This window comes from Plantactinospora alkalitolerans (assembly GCF_015690345.1).
Lineage (GTDB): Bacteria > Actinomycetota > Actinomycetes > Mycobacteriales > Micromonosporaceae > Plantactinospora > Plantactinospora alkalitolerans.
This window is the reverse complement of record NZ_JADPUN010000213.1, coordinates 81,001-99,799: the sequence shown is the minus strand read 5'-3', so window position 1 is coordinate 99,799 and position 18,799 is coordinate 81,001. Positions and strand designations below refer to the sequence as shown.

At 70.1% G+C, this 18,799-nt stretch carries 17 protein-coding genes; 9 read left to right on the top strand and 8 right to left on the bottom strand.

The features are described 5' to 3' along the window. Positions 1–144 precede the first annotated feature (144 nt). Complete coding sequence (locus I0C86_RS23990) at positions 145–1,161, top strand: DUF2267 domain-containing protein (RefSeq protein ID WP_196203532.1); 1,017 nt, start codon at positions 145–147, stop codon at positions 1,159–1,161. Positions 1,162–1,270: 109 nt separating this feature from the next. On the opposite strand, the gene I0C86_RS23985 is transcribed toward I0C86_RS23990, so the two are convergent. Next, complete coding sequence (locus tag I0C86_RS23985; RefSeq protein ID WP_196203531.1) at positions 1,271–2,569, bottom strand: NAD(P)/FAD-dependent oxidoreductase; 1,299 nt, start codon at positions 2,567–2,569, stop codon at positions 1,271–1,273. A gap of 162 nt (positions 2,570–2,731) precedes the next feature. Between I0C86_RS23985 and I0C86_RS23980 the strand changes: the two genes are divergently transcribed. Further along, on the top strand, positions 2,732–4,186 hold the full coding sequence (locus I0C86_RS23980; RefSeq protein WP_196203530.1) for a M20/M25/M40 family metallo-hydrolase: 1,455 nt from the start codon (positions 2,732–2,734) through the stop codon (positions 4,184–4,186). A gap of 76 nt (positions 4,187–4,262) precedes the next feature. On the opposite strand, the gene I0C86_RS23975 is transcribed toward I0C86_RS23980, so the two are convergent. Then, a complete protein-coding gene (locus I0C86_RS23975) occupies positions 4,263–6,386 on the bottom strand; it encodes an MMPL family transporter (RefSeq protein ID WP_323373814.1) in 2,124 nt (707 codons plus the stop codon). A gap of 185 nt (positions 6,387–6,571) precedes the next feature. Between I0C86_RS23975 and I0C86_RS23970 the strand changes: the two genes are divergently transcribed. The 3 genes from I0C86_RS23970 (at position 6,572) to I0C86_RS23960 (ending at position 10,281) form a co-directional block, all read left to right on the top strand. Then, on the top strand, positions 6,572–7,723 hold the full coding sequence (locus I0C86_RS23970) for a sensor histidine kinase (protein ID WP_196203528.1): 1,152 nt from the start codon (positions 6,572–6,574) through the stop codon (positions 7,721–7,723). After that, the gene (locus I0C86_RS23965; RefSeq protein WP_196203527.1) at positions 7,723–8,388 is read left to right on the top strand and encodes a response regulator transcription factor; all 666 of its coding nucleotides are present in this window, start codon (positions 7,723–7,725) and stop codon (positions 8,386–8,388) included. The genes I0C86_RS23970 and I0C86_RS23965 overlap by 1 nt, the downstream gene beginning before the upstream one ends. Before the next feature lie 90 nt (positions 8,389–8,478). Continuing rightward, positions 8,479–10,281: a glycoside hydrolase family 15 protein gene (locus tag I0C86_RS23960; RefSeq protein ID WP_196203526.1), complete on the top strand. Its 1,803-nt coding sequence runs from the start codon at positions 8,479–8,481 to the stop codon at positions 10,279–10,281. Positions 10,282–10,308: 27 nt separating this feature from the next. On the opposite strand, the gene I0C86_RS23955 is transcribed toward I0C86_RS23960, so the two are convergent. Both I0C86_RS23955 and I0C86_RS23950 read right to left on the bottom strand, forming a co-directional pair. Further along, the gene (locus tag I0C86_RS23955; protein ID WP_196203525.1) at positions 10,309–10,893 is read right to left on the bottom strand and encodes a hypothetical protein; all 585 of its coding nucleotides are present in this window, start codon (positions 10,891–10,893) and stop codon (positions 10,309–10,311) included. Positions 10,894–10,984: 91 nt separating this feature from the next. After that, entirely contained in the window at positions 10,985–11,956 is a 972-nt protein-coding gene (locus tag I0C86_RS23950; RefSeq protein ID WP_196203524.1) for a GlxA family transcriptional regulator, read from the bottom strand. A gap of 210 nt (positions 11,957–12,166) precedes the next feature. On the opposite strand from I0C86_RS23950, the gene I0C86_RS23945 reads away from it, so the two are divergent. Then, positions 12,167–12,859, top strand: a complete 693-nt coding sequence (locus I0C86_RS23945) for a type 1 glutamine amidotransferase domain-containing protein (RefSeq protein ID WP_196203523.1) — start codon at positions 12,167–12,169, stop codon at positions 12,857–12,859. A gap of 220 nt (positions 12,860–13,079) precedes the next feature. Further along, positions 13,080–13,514, top strand: coding sequence for a hypothetical protein (locus I0C86_RS23940; RefSeq protein WP_196203522.1), 435 nt, complete (start codon positions 13,080–13,082; stop codon positions 13,512–13,514). A 101-nt stretch (positions 13,515–13,615) separates the two neighbouring features. Here I0C86_RS23940 and I0C86_RS23935 read toward each other — a convergent pair whose 3' ends face one another. The 3 genes from I0C86_RS23935 to I0C86_RS23925 all read right to left on the bottom strand — a co-directional run bounded on the left by I0C86_RS23935 (position 13,616) and on the right by I0C86_RS23925 (position 16,271). Next, positions 13,616–14,173 carry a hypothetical protein gene (locus I0C86_RS23935; protein WP_196203521.1) on the bottom strand — a complete coding sequence of 186 codons (558 nt, stop codon included), beginning with the start codon at positions 14,171–14,173 and terminating at the stop codon, positions 13,616–13,618. Positions 14,174–14,183: 10 nt separating this feature from the next. Beyond that, on the bottom strand, positions 14,184–15,437 hold the full coding sequence (locus tag I0C86_RS23930; protein WP_196203520.1) for an FAD-dependent oxidoreductase: 1,254 nt from the start codon (positions 15,435–15,437) through the stop codon (positions 14,184–14,186). 207 nt (positions 15,438–15,644) lie between these two features. Then, the gene (locus I0C86_RS23925) at positions 15,645–16,271 is read right to left on the bottom strand and encodes a helix-turn-helix transcriptional regulator (RefSeq protein ID WP_196203519.1); all 627 of its coding nucleotides are present in this window, start codon (positions 16,269–16,271) and stop codon (positions 15,645–15,647) included. Positions 16,272–16,545: 274 nt separating this feature from the next. Here I0C86_RS23925 and I0C86_RS23920 point away from each other — a divergent pair, with 274 nt between their 5' ends. Both I0C86_RS23920 and I0C86_RS23915 read left to right on the top strand, forming a co-directional pair. Beyond that, complete coding sequence (locus tag I0C86_RS23920; RefSeq protein ID WP_196203518.1) at positions 16,546–16,683, top strand: hypothetical protein; 138 nt, start codon at positions 16,546–16,548, stop codon at positions 16,681–16,683. Positions 16,684–16,892: 209 nt separating this feature from the next. After that, a complete protein-coding gene (locus tag I0C86_RS23915) occupies positions 16,893–17,312 on the top strand; it encodes a hypothetical protein (protein ID WP_196203517.1) in 420 nt (139 codons plus the stop codon). Positions 17,313–17,382: 70 nt separating this feature from the next. On the opposite strand, the gene I0C86_RS23910 is transcribed toward I0C86_RS23915, so the two are convergent. After that, on the bottom strand, positions 17,383–18,483 hold the full coding sequence (locus tag I0C86_RS23910) for a hypothetical protein (protein WP_196203516.1): 1,101 nt from the start codon (positions 18,481–18,483) through the stop codon (positions 17,383–17,385). Positions 18,484–18,799 lie beyond the last annotated feature (316 nt).

Here is an 18,799-nt window from a genome sequence, read left to right as displayed (position 1 = left end):
GCCCCGAGGCGATCCCGGCCCCCGCCCGGACGGCGATCGGGTCGACCCGGGCCGGCACGCCCCCGAGTTTCGGCGATCACGGCGCGGGAAGGCGGTTGATCTGGCTCCCACTTCTGACGATGACGAGCGCAGCGAGGAGGCGGCATGGGGAAGCAGATGGAGGGTGACAACCAGCGACGTCGCGCGTTGGCCCGGCAGGCCCGCGAGCAGGGCCGGCGGCCGAGCGAGGTCGGGGTCACCCTCGGGGCCGACAAGCAACTCGAGAGCCTGGACCGGGGCCGCCGGGACGGGCCGCCACCGGCCGGCAGCCGCAAACCGAACGCCGAGCGGGGCGGCCGGATCATCCCGCCACCCACACCGACCGAGCGTCCTGCACCGCTGCCCGACGATTCCGGCAGCGCCGTCGGCACGGACGTCGCCGTCATCGCCTACCGGGATCTCGTCTCCGACGTCGGACGGCGGGCCGGCGTGGACTTCGAACAGGCCCGTGCCGCAGCCGGGGCCACGGTGACCGCGCTGGCCGGAGCACTGGACGAGGCCGACCGGCAGCGTCTGCTCGACGCCGTACCCGGTCAGCTCTGCGATGAACGATCGATGGCGTCCGGCGACCGGCGCCCCGACCTGGCGGGTTTCCTCGACGAGGTCGCCCGGCTCAGCCACCGCAGCCCGGAACAGGCCCGCTACCAGGCCCAGGCGACCCTGAGCGCGCTCGCCGAGCAGGATCATCGGCTGGTGGAGTCGCTCGACCTGCCGGAGTACCTGCGTGACCTGCTCGGACCGCCACCGACCGGCGGAGGTCTCGTCGATCCGGCCGGTGCCGTCGCCGCCCTGACCGACGAGGAACTGCGCGACGCGCTGTCCACGCTGCCGTACTGGTCCGGTGACCGACGCCGGCTGACCCGCACCATCGAGCTGCCGGCGGAGAACCTGGACCGGGTGCTGGGCCGGCTGGCCCGGCTGCGTCCGGACACCGGTCGGGGCCCGATGGTGGGCCGGGAGACGCCGGAGACGGCGGTACTGACCGTCCGGACCCGGTCGCTGGACGCGGTCACCGCGCTCGACGTGGCACTCGCCCACCAGATCGACGACGCGATCGACGAGGTCGGTGGCGGCATGGCCGCCGGACCGGGACAGCCCCGTCCGCCGCGCCCGGGCCCCTGAGAGGAACGCGGCGCGGGCCCCTGAGAGGAACGCGCCCGGGCCCCTGAGATAAACGCGGCGGGGGCCCCTGTGCGAGCGGGCCCGAGCCACCGAAAAAGAGGTGAGCCGCCTATCTCCGGGCCGGCAGCTCCGGCGACGCGCTCTCCAACGGTACGGCGTTCGCCGGCACCAGACCGAGCTGTACGGACTGCCGGGTCAGCGCCGCGTCGAGCAACCAGTCGGCGCTGACCCGGGCCCGGTTCGCCGGCAACGCCAACAGGTGGTAGCCCCGGGTCACCGCCTTTGCCGGCAGCCCCGCCAACGGCACGTGCAGCGGGTTCGCGGCCGCGTCGGTGCCGCCGAGATCCACCACGAACCCGAGGTCGTGATGCCGGTACGGTCGGCGCTTGCCCTGCCCGTACGACGCGGCGACGTTGTGCGCGGCCAGCTTCCCCTGCCGCTGGGCGTGCTGCGCCGTCATCGCGGTCGACTGTCCCGGTCGGGTCAGGTCGGGTACGGCAGCGGCGTCCCCGCAGGCGAAGACATCCGGGAACCCGGGTACCCCGAGGAACTCGTCGACCACGAGCCGCCCCCGCTCGGTGGGCAGGCCGAGATCGGCCACCAGCGGATCGGGGCGCACCCCGACGCACCAGATCAGCGACCGGGTCGGGACGTACTCGCCGTCGCTGAGCCGTACGCCGTCGGCCATCGCCTCCTTGACCGTGGTACCCATCCGGACGTCGACGCCCCGGCCGTCGAGGACCCGTCTGGCCGTCTCCGACATCCGCTGGTCCAGCTCGGGCAGTACCCGTTCGGCGAGATCGAGCAGCAGCCACCTCGGCCGTACGCCCAGCCGGGGATGCTGGGCCGCCAGCGCGTCGGTGAACAACTGGCCGTGCGCCGCCACCTCCGTACCGGTGTAGCCGGCGCCGACCACGACGAACGTCGTACGCGCGTCCCGCTCGGCCGGGTCGTCGGTCGCCTCGGCCAACTCGATCTGGCAGACCACGTGGTCGTGCAGGTACAGCGCCTCCGGAAGGCCCCGGAACCCGTGCGCGTGCTCGGTGACCCCCGGGATCGGCAACAGCTTGTTGACGCTGCCGACAGCGATGATCAACCGGTCGTAGCCGATCTCGGCGGGCTCGCCCTCTGCCCCGATGTAGTCGACCCGCCTGGCGTTCAGGTCGATGTGGCTCGCCTCGCCGATGACGATCCGTACCCCGTCCAGGGTTCCGGCGAGGGAGACCGAGACCCGGCTCGGTTCCAGGATCCCGGCGGCCACCTCGGGCAGGAGCGGAAGGTAGAGGAAGAAGTCGGTGGGGTTCAGTAGCACGATCTCGGCCTCACCACGGGCGATCCGGGACAGGCTCTTCGCCGCGTGGTAGCCGGCGAACCCGGCCCCGACGATCACAACGCGCGGTTTCGTCATGGCCCCGCCGTTCCCGGACATCGGCCCGGCAAACCCCGGTCCGTCCGTTGTCCGGCCGACGGACGCGAACCGGTGCGGACGGGCGTGCAGCGCCGCGAACCGGGCCGTGGTGATGATCCCGTCCGTTGACATCCAGAACACGCATTGATGACGATGCCTGGCATGACAGCCGATGAGCTCCGAGGCAACGGGCCCACGAAGTCCAGCCGCCGCACGTTCCTGTCCGCCGCCACCGTCACCGCGGCCGCCACCGTCGCCGTACCGGTGGCCGCCGCCGGCTCCCCCGCCACGGCCACCGTCCGGACCGGTGACGCGGGTCCGGGCCGACCGGTCCGGCCGCAATCCCCCGATCGCGAACTGCGGGAACTGCTGGGTGAGATCGACCAGCGCCGGATCGAGGCGATCGTGCGGCGGCTCGCCGCGTTCGGCACCCGGCACACCCTCTCCAGCCAGGACGACCCGGCGCGCGGGATCGGCGCCGCCCGGGACTGGATCCACCAGCAGATGCAGGGCTACGCCGCGCGGTCCGGCGGGCGGATGACGGTGGAACTCCAGTCGTACGTCCAGGGGCCGGCGTCCCGGATCCCGGTGCCGACCCGGATCACGAACGTGGTGGCCACGTTGCGCGGCGAATCGTCGCCGGACCGGATCTACGTGGTGACCGGACACTACGACTCGCGGTGCACCGACGTGATGGACGCGACCAGCGACGCGCCCGGTGCCGACGACGACGCGTCCGGGGTGGCGGTGCTGATGGAGCTGGCCCGGGTGGTGGCGACCCGGCGCAGCGAGGCGACCATCGTCTTCGCCGCCGTGGCCGGCGAGGAACAGGGCCTGTACGGATCGGGGTACCTGGCCCGGCAGTACAGGGCCGCCGGGGCGGACGTGCAGGGGATGTTCAGCGACGACATCGTCGGCAGCAGTACGGCGGACGACGGCACCCGGGACCGGCGGACCGTCCGGCTCTTCGCCGAGGGGGTGCCGACGGCCGAGACACCGGCGGAGGGGAACACCCGGCGGTCCGTCGGCGGGGAGAACGACTCGCCGAGCCGCCAGTTGGCCCGCTTCGTCAGCGACGTCGCGGACAACGACAGCACCGGAATGAGGATCCGGGTGATCTACCGCCGGGACCGCTACCTGCGCGGCAGCGACCACATCTCGTTCCTGGAGCAGGGCTATCCGGCGGGCCGGTTCACCGAGCCGAACGAGGACTTCGCGCACCAGCACCAGGACGTCCGGGTGGTCGACGGCAAGCAGTACGGCGACCTGCCGGAATTCTGCGACTTCGGGTACATCACCCGGGTGGCCAGGGTGAACGCGGCGACGTTGTGGTCCCTCGCCCAGGCTCCGGGTACGCCGAAGAATGCCATCGTCGTCACGACCAACCTGACCAACGACACCGAGCTGCGGTGGTCCCGGGGCACCGAACCCGACCTGGCCGGCTACGAGATCGTCTGGCGGGAGACGACCGCGCCCGAGTGGACCCACGTGATCGGGGTCGGTGACGTCACCACGGCCACCGTCGACCTGTCCAAGGACAACGTCTTCTTCGGGGTACGGGCCGTCGACACGGCCGGGCACCGCAGCCCGGTGGCGTTCCCCCGCCCCGGTAGCTGAGCATCGCCGACCGACCGCCACCGCCGGTCCCGCCCGGGAAGGAGACCTCCAGGGCGGGACCGGCGGTTGGTGCGCGTCAGCGCTCCTGGAGATTCCAGCGCTGGTGGAGCCGCCGGAGCGGGCCGGGTGCCCACCAGTTGGCGTTCCCGGCGAGGCGCATGACGGCCGGGACCAGCAGTCCGCGGATGATGGTGGCGTCCATGATGATCGCCAACGCCAGGCCGATCCCCATCAGTTTCAGGAAGCTCATGCCGCTCGTGCCGAAGGCGACGAACGAGATCGCCAACACCAGGGCCGCCGCGGTGATGAGGCCACCGGTCTTCTCGAGCCCGGCGGCGATCGACCGGGTGTTGTCACCGGTGAGGTCGTACTCCTCCTTGATCCGGGACAGCAGGAACACCTCGTAGTCCATCGACAGGCCGAAGGCGACGCAGAACATCAGAATGGGCATCGACACGTCGAGTTGGCCCGTGGCCGTGAAGCCGAGGAGCCCCGACAGGTGACCGTCCTGGAAGATCCAGACCATCGCCCCGAACGTGGCCGTGAGCGACAGCAGGTTCAGCACGATCGCCTTGACGGGTACGAGAATGCTGCCGAACACCAGGAACAGCAGTACCGAGGTGGCCACCGCGATGATGGCCAAGGCCAGCGGCAGTCGGCTGTGGATGGCGGCCTTGGCGTCGACGAGTTCCGCCGCGGCACCCTCGACGCCGAACTCGAACGGCGGATCCAGCGCACGAATGTCCTTGACGAGCTTCTCGCCCTCGGCCGACCGCAGCACCACTGAGGGCACGACGGTCAGCCACGAGCCTGCGTCCGCCGAGTGCACCGCCACGTCGGTGACGCCGTCGACCGCGCCGACCTGGCCGGCGAAGGCCGCCACCGCGTCGGCGTCCGTACCCCGGGCGTCGACACCGGGCAGGACGACGCCGAACTGCGCCGTCCGGTTCCCGGCGAACCCGGCGCTGATCGACTCGGCGACCTGCCGGGCCTCGTTGCCCGGCGGCAGCGCCTGGTACGACGGCAGTCCCGGGTTGACGCCGAGGAACGGGCTACCCAACGCCAGGAGGAAGACGATGACACCGGTCGCGACCAGGGCCGGCCGGCGCATGACCGCGTTGGCGAGCCGGTGCCAGAAACCGGTTCCGGCCGGACGGGAGCTACGCCGGCCGAGCCGGATCGACCAGGTGTTCACCCGGGGCCCGAGGGTCGCCAGCAGAGCCGGCAGGGTCAGCAGCGAGGCTGCCGCGGCGCAGATGACCACCGCGACGCCCGCGTAGGCGAAGGACCGGAGGAAGGACAGCGGGAAGACCAGGAGCGCCGACAGGGAGATCGCGACGGTGAGAGCCGAGAACGCGACGGTACGTCCGGCGGTCTCGACGGTGCGCACCACCGCCGCCTCCGTCGTACGGCCGGCGGCCAGCTCCTCCCGGAACCGGCTGAGGATGAAGAGTGAGTAGTCGATCGCCAACCCGAACCCGAGACCGGTCATGAGGTTGATCGAGTAGACCGAGACGTCGGCGACCTGTGCGATACCGAGCAGGGCCAGGAGCGCGCCGACGACCGCGACCAGCGCGATGACCAGTGGCAGTCCGGCCGCGACTATTCCGCCGAACACGAGGAGCAGCAGCGCCAGCGTGGCGGGGATCGCCAGCAGTTCGGCGTTGACCAGGTCGGTGCTGAGCTGTTCGCCGATGGCGTTGTCGATCGGGTACCCGCCGCCCGCCCGGACGGTGATGGGCCCCCGGGTGCCGACGTAGGTGTCCTCGATCGAGGCGGCCGCCTCGTCGACCTGCTCCTCGGTGCCGGCGAGGTCGATCACCACCAGCGCCGAACGTCCGTCGGTCGACCGCAGTGACCGCTCCCCGCCCGTCGACCAGTAGGACGTCACCGTGTCCACCGCGGGCACACCCGAGACGGCTCTGGTCAGCTCGTCGCCGGCGGCGCGTACGGCCGGGTCGTCGACGCCGTCGCCCTCGATCGCCTTGACCAGCAGGACCAGCTCGGGGTCGGGAGCGCCGATCTCGGTCATGAAGGCACTGGCCCGGGTCGACTCGGCGTCCGGATCCTCGAAACCACCGCCACCGAGATCGCTGAAGACGCCGGTTCCGGCCGCGCCTGCCGCGACGACGAAGAGAACGGTCAGGGCCAGCACCAGGCGGCGCCACCGGACGGTGAAACAGCCGATTTTGTTGAACACGAGAGGCTCCGATGTCCGCGAGAAAGTGATGACTGCATCGTCTGCTCCGGGACCCACCGTGCACATCGGACCGCCGACCGCAAAAGATCAGGTCCAGGGCCGGGCCCGGGGCCGTACCGGAGGCCGGGGTCGACAGGTACCCGGGGACGGGTCCCCCCGGTTGCGAACGGCGGTACTCTCCGATCATGGAAGCGACCGGGCTACGTGCATGGGGCGGTTCGTTGACCACCGGCCTGGCCTTCCCGATCGCGGCCCTGGCGGCGGCCCTGCTCGTGTTCGTGACGACCGACATCACCATCGGTCTGGTCGCGACGCTGGCACTCGCGCTCGTCCCCTGGGCGCTGCTGGCGGGCCAGGTCCGGGTCGGGCCGTGGACCATGGCCGTCGCGGGCGTCGGTATCCCGGCGGTCGTCAGCTTCTTCTACGAGGCGTTGGGCGCCACCTTCCTGGCACTGCTCGCGGTGGCGTGGCTGGCGGCCATGGGAAACTCGTGGCTGGCGGAGACGGCGGCGGTGGTCGGTGCGATGGTCGGCCCGGCGGTGGCCATCCTCCACTTCGGGCAGTGGCGCGAGGACTACCCCGCCGCGGTCTTCTTCGCGACCGGCGCCCTGTTCAACTGGCTGATCGGTCGCATCCTCCGTCGGGAGCGCCAACTTATCGCCGCACTGACCGAGGCACAGGACCGGCTCGACGTCGCCGCTGCCGCTGCCGAGCGCCGACGGATCGCCCACGACGTCCACGACGCGGTCGGGCACGGCCTCACCGTCGTCCTGCTCAACCTGGTCGGTGCCCGACAGGTCCTCGACCGCGATCCGGCGGCGGCGGCCGAGGCGCTCGACCGTGCCGAGCAGGTGGGACGGGACAGTCTGCAATCCGTACGGACGATCGTCGGCCTGTTGAGGGATCCGGACGAGACCGGGGCCCAACCGCCGGTACCCGGCGCCCCGGACATCGTCGCCCTGCTGGAGTCCGTGGCCTCGGCGGGTCTTCCGGTACGCAGCGAGGTGACCGGCGACCTCGATGCCGTCGACACGTACACCGGGCTCGCCGCCTTCCGGGTCGTGCAGGAGTCCCTCAGCAACGTGCAGCACCATGCCCCCGGAGCCGAGATCGTCGTTCGCGTCGTTCAGGACCCCGAACACCTCGTCGTCTCGGTACGCAACGGCGCCGCACGTCGGACACCCTCGGCGCAACGCGGTCGGGGTGGCACCGGCCTCGACGGCATGCGGCAGCGGGTCACCGCCCTCGGCGGGACGATGTCGGCCGGTCCCGACGGTGACGGCTGGCTGATCGAGGCGTCGCTCCCCCTGCGGCGGGCCGGCGCGGCGGTCGGCTGATGATCCGCATCGTGCTGGTCGACGACCAGGAACTCGTCCGCGCGGGACTGCGACTGATCCTGTCCGCCCATGACGACCTCGACATCGTCGGCGAGGCCGCCAACGGGCAGGCCGGGATCGACGCCGCGCGGTTGCTGAGCCCGGATGTCGTCCTCATGGACATCCGGATGCCGGTCCTCGACGGAATCGAGGCGACGCGCCGGCTGCTCCAGACCACCGCCGACGGCGGCGCGCCGCAGCGCGTACTGGCCCTCACCACGTTCGAGGACGACGAGGTGCTGTGGGGAGTCATCGAGGCGGGCGCGGCCGGCTTCGTACTGAAGGACGCGCCCGCGGTCGACCTCGTCGGCGCCATCCGGGTCACCGCACGCGGTGGCTCCTGGCTCGATCCTCAGGTTGCGCAACGGGTCCTCGGGCGGGTTCGTCAGCGGCGCGCGACCGCCCCTGCGCCGTCCGTCGACGGGCTGACCGGCCGTGAGCTGGACGTGCTCCGCCTCGTCGCCTCGGGAGCGAACAACACCGAGATCGCCCAGTCACTCCACCTCAGCGAGCGGACCGTCAAGGGGCACATTTCGGCGATCTTCCTCAAACTCGGCGTCCGCGACCGGGCCGGCGCCATCATCCACGCCTACGACGCCGGCATCGTTCCGGGCCGACACGGCTGACGTCATCCCATATCGCCCGGTTAGGTCACCCTGGCAGGGGTAAGCGAGCGCCCATGCTGCGCAGACGCGATCAATCCGGGGTGGCGTGCCGTGAGCGCCGGTCGGGTTGACGACTACGGCTATCTCGCCGACGGCCGGACCGGGGCCCTGGTCAGCCGCGACGGTTCCGTGGACTGGTGGTGCCCGGCCCGGTTCGACGCGCCGTCGGTGTTCGCCCGCCTGCTCGGCGACGACGGCGGGCACTGGTGGATCCGGCCCGCCGGTGAGTTCCAGGTCGAACGGAGCTACCTCGACGACACGCTCGTGCTGCGGACGGTCTTCCGCACCGAGCAAGGGTCGGTGGCGGTCACCGACGCGCTGGCCCTGGATCCCGAGGCCCGTGGACACGACATCGGCCGGAATCCGCCCGGCCTCCTCCTCCGGCTCGTGGAAGGACTCTCGGGGCACGTCCCGATGCTGATGTCCTACGCGCCCCGATTCGAGTACGGCCGGGTACGGGCCTACCTCCAGCCGCACGGCGAGACCTCCATCTCCAGAGCCACCGGCAGCACGCTCGGGATGACCGCGAGCGTTCCGGTGCGCCACGAGGGGATCGACGCATCGGCGTCGTTCACTGTCGATCCGGGCCGGCGGGAAGCGTTCTCGCTGTCGCACTCGTCGACCTATCACCAACGCGAGCCGATGGCGGTCGACGTGCCAGCGGCACTTGCGGACACCGTTGCGGGATGGCGCTCCTGGACGGCGGAGCACAGCTACACCGGGCTCTATCCGCAGCTGGTGCGCCGGAGTGCGCTGGTCCTGCAGGGGTTGACGTATCAGCGCAGCGGGGCGGTGGTCGCCGCCGCGACCACCTCGCTGCCGGTGCGGCCGGAGGGTCATGACAACTACGACTATCGCTACGTGTGGCTGCGCGACTTCAGCCTGACCCTGCGGGTCCTGTCGATCGCGGCCTGCCCGAAGGAGTCGGAGCGGCTCTTCCGGTGGATCGCCGAGGCGATCGGCGAGGTGGGTATGGACCCGATACCGATCGTGCTCGGCGTCGAGGGCGAGCGCGACCTGTCCGAACGGGAACTCGACGAGCTGACCGGGCACGTCGCCGTCGGTCCCGTACTGCTCGGCAACGACGCCTGGCGCCAGCGCCAACAGGACGCTCTCGGTCAGGTTCTCGACGCCGCGTGGCTACTGCGTGAGCGCCTCGAACCCATGCCCGACGACATCCGACGGCTGCTACGGTCCCTCGCCGAGCAGGCGGCCGGAACCTGGCGGATGCCGGATTCGGGGATGTGGGAGCTGCGGGGCGAGGAGCGGCACTACGTCTCGTCGAAGGTGGGGTGCTGGATGGCGTTGGACCGGGCCGTACGGTTCGGCCGCGTCCTCGCCGACGCGGCGGAGTTGGCGCGCTGGGCGGCGGTGCGCGACGAGATCCACGCCTCGGTCCTGGAGAACGGCTGGAATCCCCGGGTTGGTGCCATCACCGGCGCCTTCGGGTCCGACCGGCTCGACGCGTCGGTACTCGTCATGCCCCTCATCGGGTTCCTTTCCGCGGCCGACCCCCGGATGCGGGCGACGATCGACCGGATCGACCGGGAGTTGACCACCGACGGGTTGGTCCGGCGCTGGCCCGACGACTCGGCCGGCTTCGTCATCTGCTCGTTCTGGCTTGTGGGTTGTCTGGCGTTGGCCGGCGAGCGGGACCGGGCGACCGCGCTCTTCGAGCGCCTCACGGAACGCTCCAACGACCTGGGCCTGTTCGCCGAGCAGATCGATCCGGACACGGGTGACCAGTTGGGGAACCTGCCACAGGCGTTCTCGCACATCGGGTTGATCTCGGCCGCCTGGCGCCTGACCGCGGCGGCCACGGGCCGGCCGACACCTGTCACCGCGGTCATCTAGTCGCACTGACCCTCGGAGGACCGCCGGCTACGTCGCCACCACGATGATCAGGGCCACGCCGACACCGAGGTCGACGACCGCACAGAACTCCGACCACGGCCGGTTCACCACCTGGTTCACCCTGAAGTGGTACGCGTCCCAGAGACCGTGCGCGAGAAAACCGACACCGGCCAACGTGACGCCCAGCCGGGGCGCAACCGTCGCGCACAGCAGCGTGAGCGCGCCGAAGCCCACCATGCCGGCGGTCTGGATCGAGAAGATCCGGCCCTCGGTGAAGCGATGCCGCGCCACCGTCCACAGCCACAACAGGACCAGCACGATCGTCATGCCGACCCCCGGGTCGACCCCCAGCACCTGCCGGTCGTTCAGGACGTGTAACACCGACATCACGACGCTCAGCACGCCAAAGGCCAGCCAGGCTGTCGATGGGCGGCCGATGGCATATGCCATCAGGTAGATGCCGGCCATCACGGCGATGCTCGGACCGAAGAGCTCCACCTCACGATCGAGCAGAACCATGACCGCGACCGCACCGGCGATGGCCACCATCGCCAGGGCCGTCGGCCAACGATCGGCCAGCTTCGTCCGCCGTGGCAACGCCGCATTCGTCATGGCACCGATCGTGCCCGGTACCCCGCGACCCGACGTCGAGCCGTGATCGTTCACGTCCGGATTCCTGCGCAGCGGCGCCGGATTTTTGGGGTCAGCCGGTCTCGGACGGTTGACGCTCGAGCCGATAACGCGACGGCGGAACCGAATAGTGGGCGAGAAACGCCTGCCGCAGCGACTCGGTCGTGCCGAATCCGGACCGTCGTGCGATCGCGGCCACGGGCAGCGCGGTCGAGGTCAACAGGTACGCCGCCGCCTCGGTCCGGGCCCGCCGAACATACTGCGCGGGCGTCTCGTGGACGTACGTCAGGAACAGCCGGGACAGGTGCCGCTCGCTGACCCCGGCCAGCCGGGCCAGAGTGGCGGTGCTCAGGTCGTCGCCGAGATGGCTCACGATGTGGTTGCTGGTCCGGCGGACCACGAGATCGTCGGTGGAGCAGCGGGTCAGGAACATGCTCTGCTGCGCCTGCGCGCCCGGCCGTTGCAGATACGCCACCGTGCCCAGCGCGACACCACGGGCCAGGGCCATTCCGTGATCCTCCTCGATGAACGAGAGGGTCAGATCCAGTGCACTGGTGACACCGCCGGACGTCGCGAGGCCACCGTCACGGATGTAGATCGGGTCCGGGTCGACCTGCACGGCGGGATAGCTGGCGGCGAGCTGCTCGGCGTACATCCAGTGGGTGGTGGCGCGGCGGTTCTTGAGCAGGCCCGCCTCGGCCAGCACGGTCGCCCCGGTACAGACCGACGCGACCCGGCGAGCCAGCGCGGCCAGCCGCCGGACGTGCGCGATCAGCAGCGGGCCCGCCGCGGCCCGGGCGTGCCCCAGACCGCCGGAGACCAGCAGGGTGTCTAGGGGTGCGGTGAATCGCTCCAGGGCCGCCTGGGCGTGCAACCGCAGCCCCGAGTCGCACGTGATGGTGTGCCCACCGGGCGTGGCCAGCACGCTCCGGTACGGCGGGTTGGCGCCGATCCGGTTGGCAATGTCCAGACTGGAGGTGACGCAGGCGATGTCCAGCAGTTCCGCTCCGTCGTAACCCACGACCAGGATCACCTTCTCCGGCATGACCCCACGCTAGTGCCGAGAGGCACAAGGTCGACATGGTGGCCGGGCCGGAAACGGCTCATCCAATCCTGGGGTCCGTTGGTTCGCCCTCTCTCGGCGCGAGTTGGTTGGTAACGTCGGCCTCGACAAGGCGGCGCACAGCAGAGTCTTCGAATCGTTCCGCCTGGTTGTCTGCCCGCTCCCGCCGCGCGGCTCAAGGAGGCGAAACCAGTGGCAAAAGTCTTGTTCGTGGTGTCCGGAGCACAGTATTGGACACTGAAGGACGGTCGCCGTCATCCGACAGGTTATTGGGCTGAAGAATTCGTGGCGCCCTACAGCGTCTTCACCGAGGCGGGCCATCAGGTCACCGTCGCGACCCCCGGCGGCGTGATTCCCACCGTCGACACCATGAGCCTGCGACCCAGCATGACGGGCAGCGAAGACATTTCGCTCAAACAGGAGGCCGTTATCGAAAAGGCCGAAGAACTTCGCCATCCCCTCGTCCTGCGGGACGTCAGTGTCGACGACTATGACGTCGTCTACTACCCCGGCGGGCACGGCCCGATGGAGGACCTGGCATATGACCGCCACTCGGGGAAGCTCCTCAATGACGCACTCGCATCCGGTAAACCCCTCGCCGTCGTATGTCACGCACCCGCCGCTCTTCTCGCCACCCGTGATGTCAACGGAAACTCCCCGTTCGTCGGATACCGAACCACCGGGTTCACGAACGACGAGGAAGAGGGTGTGCACCTGCGGGACAAGGCGAGGTGGCTCATGGAAGACGAAGTGCGCAACCTTCCTACCGACTACTCCCGTGGCCCTGCTTTCGAGCCGTACCTCGTCAGCGATCGAAACCTCTACACGGGTCAGAACCCTGCCTCGTCCGGCCCTCTCGCGAAGGAAATCCTCAAGGTGCTGTAGCGGCGTGGGGCGGCGACGGTGGCCTCGGGTGCACACATCCGGCGGGTCAACTCGAGACCGTCCTGGCGCATCCCCGGTACCTACCGGTCGGCAGATACCGGGATGCGGCCGGACCCGCGAGGCAGACTGCCGCAGACGCCGCCGTCAGTGGGTACACGTGGGTCCTCGGTGAGCTTGCCGGGGGAGGCGGCCGGCGTGCGGTGCACATATCTTGATAAGCATGACTGCTCAATGGACCCTGTCGGATGCCTGGGTCTTTTCGTCTATCGAGGGAACCGGCCCTGACGATGGTTACACTCTCGCCCAGGTCATCGCGAAGGGTGACGGCATCAATCACGCCATCATGGCCGAGACCGAGTTCACCCAGGCCGTACCCCGCCTTGTCGCTGCTGGTCTCATCGGCGCGGATGCCGACACCAACCGCTACTGGCACACCGTGGCCGGGCGGGCGCTCTATCAACACCGGATGAAGCGGCGCGGTTCGTTCGGCTGGATCAAAGCGATACCACCGGCGTTGACCCGGCTTGGCGAGCCCCAGGACGGCCCTTGGCATCTGCCCCCTGGTGCGTTCGACCGTGCCGTGCAGGAGTGGCACGAGCAGGCCGCTGCGATTCTCACCAGGCCCAGCCCTCGATCCCGAGACGCCAAATCCTGACTTGTCCCTTGACCTCGGCGGCCGTTCTGGCTGTAGAGCGGCTCGTTGGCCGCCGCACTCGCCCGCAATGTCGGCGCGTACGGCGACCAACGGCTCTGCGGTCAGGGGGTCGGGTTGATCCGGCCCGGGTCGGTGATCACGGCGGCGGTGCCAGTGATGCCGGTGGTGGCGATGCCGGACCAGACGCCGCGATCAACCACCGCCACGACGGCCAACGCTTCGGCGAGGGCGGCGACGGCCCAGAAGGCGAGCGCGATCGCGGTCGGCCGGATCGGCTGGTGGGCCAGGTTGACCGGGCCCTGGACCTCGAAGAAGGCGCCGGTCAACCAGATCATCGACCCGAGTCGGGCCACCCGGTTCACGATGCCGACTGGCCAGGCGGCCGCCACCGACCGGTACACCAGCGCATAGCCGATCGCGAAGCCGAAGTAGCTGCCGATGATCAGCCCCGGGCTGCTGGTCAGCAGGGGTAGTGGTTCGATCTCCTTCCAGATCGCGATCAGCTTGGCGCTCTGGGTCGACGGGTCGAAGAGCATTCCGACCTCGCCGCGTTTCGAGCCGCCCCAGGTAGCGAAGGTGGCGTAGAGGGCGGCACAAACGGCCGCGCCACCGGCCAGGCCGCCGGCCAGGGTCCGGAGCAGGGTCGGTCTGGTGTTCATCGCGCGACTCCTATCCGCCCAGGTCGGCGAACGCCCGCCGCTTCAGTGGTGGCACCGCATCCAGGACCCGCAACCCGGCTCTGGCCATGGCCAGTGCCACCCGCCCCTCGATCGAGGTCTGCTGTCGGAGGTCGCGTAAGGATGCCCGGACCGCGTCGAAGCCGTACCGGATCATCTCGGCCTCGTAGCGGCCGATCGCCTCGGTCGGCGACAGCTCGCCGCGTCGGGCCGCGCCCAGGGTGCGGGTGAGCAGCGCCGCGTCCCGAAGGGCGGTGTTGGCGCCGACGCCCCGAGCCGGCGTCATGCTGTGGATCGCGTCGCCGAGCAGCGTGATCGGGCTCGCCGGCCACGGCGGTACCGGCTCGGCGCTCCGGATCGTGGTCGCGGTGATGGCGTCAGGGTCGGTCGAGGCGACCAGCTCCCGCAGGTGCGGATGCCAACTCCGGATCACCTCGAGTACGAGCGTCCGCAGCGCCGGGCCGTCCAGTCCGGACAGCTCCGCGCCGGTGGGCAGCTTCGCCCGCTTGGCACCGAGCCCCCAGGAGATGAAGTCCTCGACCGGATCCAACTCGAGCCCTTCGGGTGGGCGCTGGAACTGTTGCGCGGCCACGAAGACGCCCAGCCCACCGGGGGCGTTGACCACGGCGGGACCGTCGAAGACCCGGGCCGGCACGAGCGCGCGGGTGGCCGCCGTGATGGGCACCCTGCCGGCGATTCCACGTACGCCGGTGTCGACCCGCCGCGCGTGCGGGAGGTACTGCCGACGCACCGGAGAGCCGCCACCGTCGGCACCGATCAGGAGATCGCCCTCGACGCTGGTGCCGTCGACGAAGCAGGCGGTCAGGGTGCCGTCGGGCGCCTGCCGGTAATGGTGGTAGGTCTTGCCGAACTGCACAACGCCGGCGAGGCCGGTCAACAGGACCTGGCGCAGGATGTGCCGGCTGACCGACCGATGCCCCTTCCCCGGTTCGACGTCGACCGTCAGGAGTCGGTCGAGCTGCTCGGTGTAGAAGGTCATCGTGCTCGGGTTGGCGCCACAGGTCGAGACGAACGTCTCGAACAGGTCCGGTGCCAGGCACTCGCGCAGGGCCTGGCTACCGGCGGGGTTGATGTGCAGTCGGTATCCCTGGGGTCGGTCGGTGCGGCTGCGATCGCGTTCGTAGACCGCCACCGGCACGCCGGCCCGGCGCAGGCCGTGGGCCAGGGCCAGTCCGCCGATGCCGGCGCCGATGATCAGCACCCGGAAGGGAGGTGTTTCGGGCATGCGAGAACTCCGAATCTGTCGGGAACAGATCGCAATCTGGACCGTCGTTGGACGGCCGATCCCGGCGGAGGTTCGGTCTGGCTACCCTGGAACGCGCGCAACTGAGTCAAAAGACGCGCACCTGGGTGCCGCACCGCTCCGCGGGGCGACTCGGGTCGAGACCCCGGGGTCGCGTGCGCCAACATGCTTTCCCGGGGTCTCGGTCAATTACGTCATCGGACCCCCCGACTCCGCGTCCGGGCCGGGTGCCGGCACCGGCGCCGATCGGATCGCCACCGGGTCCCAGCCGAGCGCACCGTCGGTGAGATCGGCCAGCAGCGCGCGTACCCAGTGCAACTCGGCCCGACGCAGCGTGAGCGTGTACTCCAACTCGACCAGCAGGACGCGGTGAAGTTGGCGGCCCAACCCGACGAGTTGCGCCGCCATCTCGGCGATCTGGCCCTCCAGCAGCACCGCCCGGGTTTCCAGGTTCCGGGCGGCCGACTCCGGCGACAGGTGTGCCAGCAGTGCCACCGCGGTCGCGAACGTCGGCTGATCCGTGTCGGGCACGGACAACAGATCGTCGAGCTGGTCCTGGAACCGCTCCAGGCCCTCGGCGGTGATCCGGTAGACCGTGCGCTCCGGCCGGTTCCCGGCTCGGCTGGTCTCGGCGGGCTCGATCAATCCATCGCGTTCGAGTCGCTCCACCGCCCGGTACAGACCACGCGGCGAACCGGCCGCGTGCTCCTTGCGGCGCTGTCGGATCAACCGCTGCATCTCGTACGGGTGACAGGGACGCTCAGCGAGCAGGGCGAGCACGGTCAGGTCGACCAGATCCGCAACAGACTTCGCCACGGCAGTTCACCGCCATCCGCATTAGTGTCATCCGCACTATATCCCGACCCCGTCCCGCCGTGGGGTCGGGCCGCGAGCCGCCCCCGGATCCGGACCGTTCGCGACGGCCGACTCCCCGGTGCTCCTTGATGACGACACGTGGTGTCGACGATCGCGTGGATCATTCATACCGGCTGGTACGGGCCGGCTACGCCGAACGGGTTCGAGACCCGGCCGACCGCAGGCGGGTGCTGGTCGAGGCCGCCGAGCCCGCCCAGCGGTTCGCAGACGACGTGTGGGGGAGACAGTCGCGGAGACCGAGGAGCAGTTGAAGAAGTACGCCACCCTAGACCTTCGGTTGATCCTCGGCTTCCTCCGCGACCAGGTGGAGTTGCAGCGGCGGCACGCGGACCGCATCCGCGAGCGCCCCTGAGCGAGGCATCCTTCGAAACGGTGCGAGGTCGGTACGGCGCACGGACGGACCGGTGTCTGGCAGCGGTCCAGCGTTGGGACGTCATCCCGCTGCCATGTCAATTGTACCGGTGAACCGGCCCGGCCGAATCGACCCGAATGCTGATCTCTCTCCCCTGACCTGCACATATCCTCGTCGGGACCTCAGCTCGCACTTCCCTGGAGAGCACTGTGTCCGACGTCAGAACTCAGGAGATCGCCGCCGAGCAGCAGGTCGTCGACCGGGTGTACGAGCAGCTCGACGGGATGCGAGCGCAGGCGAACGCACTCGCCGGCGAGGGACACCGGAGGGCGGCGGCAAACTCGATCGCCGGACTGGTGGAGCGCGACGCGTTGGTCCACCGGGCGGCCGCGCAGTTGCGGGCGCTCGACGCCGAAGCGGAAGGCCTCGTGTTCGGCCGGCTCGACTTCGACGACGCGGCGATCGAGCGGGTGGGAGCACAGTTCGAGGGCGTACTGCGCTCGTGGTCACGGTCGTGGGCACCGAACGAGGACGGGTTGCTCAGGGACTCCGCGATGTACTCCATCCTCGCCGAGGAGTGGCCGGCCTGCCGGACGACATTGGAGATGCGGGTCAGGAAGGACCGTTGAGGCGCATCCTCAGCCGAGGCACCGAGGCACCGAGGACACGGCCACGTGACGAATTCCGGGTTCAGTCCCTTCACAGCAGGCCGCGCTCGCGTAGCCGGGCGAGCCGGTCTGGCGGCAGGCAATCGGCCAGGTTCCGTTCCAGGTCGACCAGCTCAAGGTCCACCGCGTACACCACGAAGTCGCCGGTGACCGGCAGGGTGTCCGACCAGTCGCGGAGGTTGAGCCGACCCGCCACCGCGCACGACAGTCGCCGGCAGACCTCGGATCCGGCGGCGGTGTCCGGGTCGTCGGCGTCGAGTAGGGCGATCTCCTGTCCTACCAGCCGCGCCAATGCCGCGTCCTCGAAGTCGACGTGGGCGCTGGCAGCGAAGTCCTCCGGCGACCATCCGGCCTGGGTGTCGATCGCCGCCAGGACGGCGCGCTCGTCCTCCGTGGCCGCGTGGACATCGAAGGACAGTGCGTCCTTCGATCGGTGATAGCTCAGCGCGACACAGGCGGCGGGGCCGTCTACCACCAGGCGCGCCACGGCGTCCGGGATCAGTGCGAGTAGTGTCTCCTCGATGGTGCGGCACGCCGCGTCGAGGTCGAATCCGGCTGGCGGCCGCTCGTAGCGCACCTCGGACCGACCGCCGATGGCCTCGACGACACGGACCAGGCCGCGGTCGTCGTGTTCGGCCGTCAGCACCGAAGTCGCCCGGCCGTCGTGCTCGATCTCGATGCGACTGATCCTCCCATCGGCATATCCGTACGCCTCCCGCCCCGAACCGCGCCGCGCGACCATGTCGGCGGAGCGCATCAACCCGTCCGCGAAGCGGTACTCGTGCAGGTATATGGGCCCGTCCGTATCGAAGTGCGCCGTCTCGACGACGTCGCCGTCGTGGCGGACGAACGTCTCGTAGTACAGGCGGCCGTGCAGAAAGCCGCTGTACTCCTCGGTCACCGCCGCGCGACCCTCGGCGTCGAACCCGATGCGCAGCACATCCCGATCGACCGGCGGTCGGGCGTCCAGCCGGCGGCCAGCTCTGAGCAGGTCCCGTTCGAAGCGCAATGGACGAAGATCAAGGCCCGGCCAGGTGTACCACTCCCAGCGCCTGACGAGCGCGGTCGCCGTTCTCCTTCGGAGGTCGTGCTCGGAAGCGAGCTGGGCGAACCGCGCTGCAAGATCGGACACGTCCGGGATCCTACGGGTCGCCCTACCGGACCGGCCGCCACGGACATCCGGACCTGGCGCAGACGGCGCGTGGAATCCCGGGCCGGTCCGGCCTCACCGGCCCGGTCGGGATCGCCGCCACAACTCGACTCCGCTCAACGTCGAAGAGCCGACAGGATCCCTGTCATCTGCGACTTCACCCGAAGCGATATCGATACAGATCATTGACGTATGACGTATGACGACGTTACGTTGAGGCCCTGCCGCAGGCACCACGATGTGCTGACGTCACCGCCCGAAACGCCCGGCGCCGGCGGCAACGCGCGTCCGTCCTGAT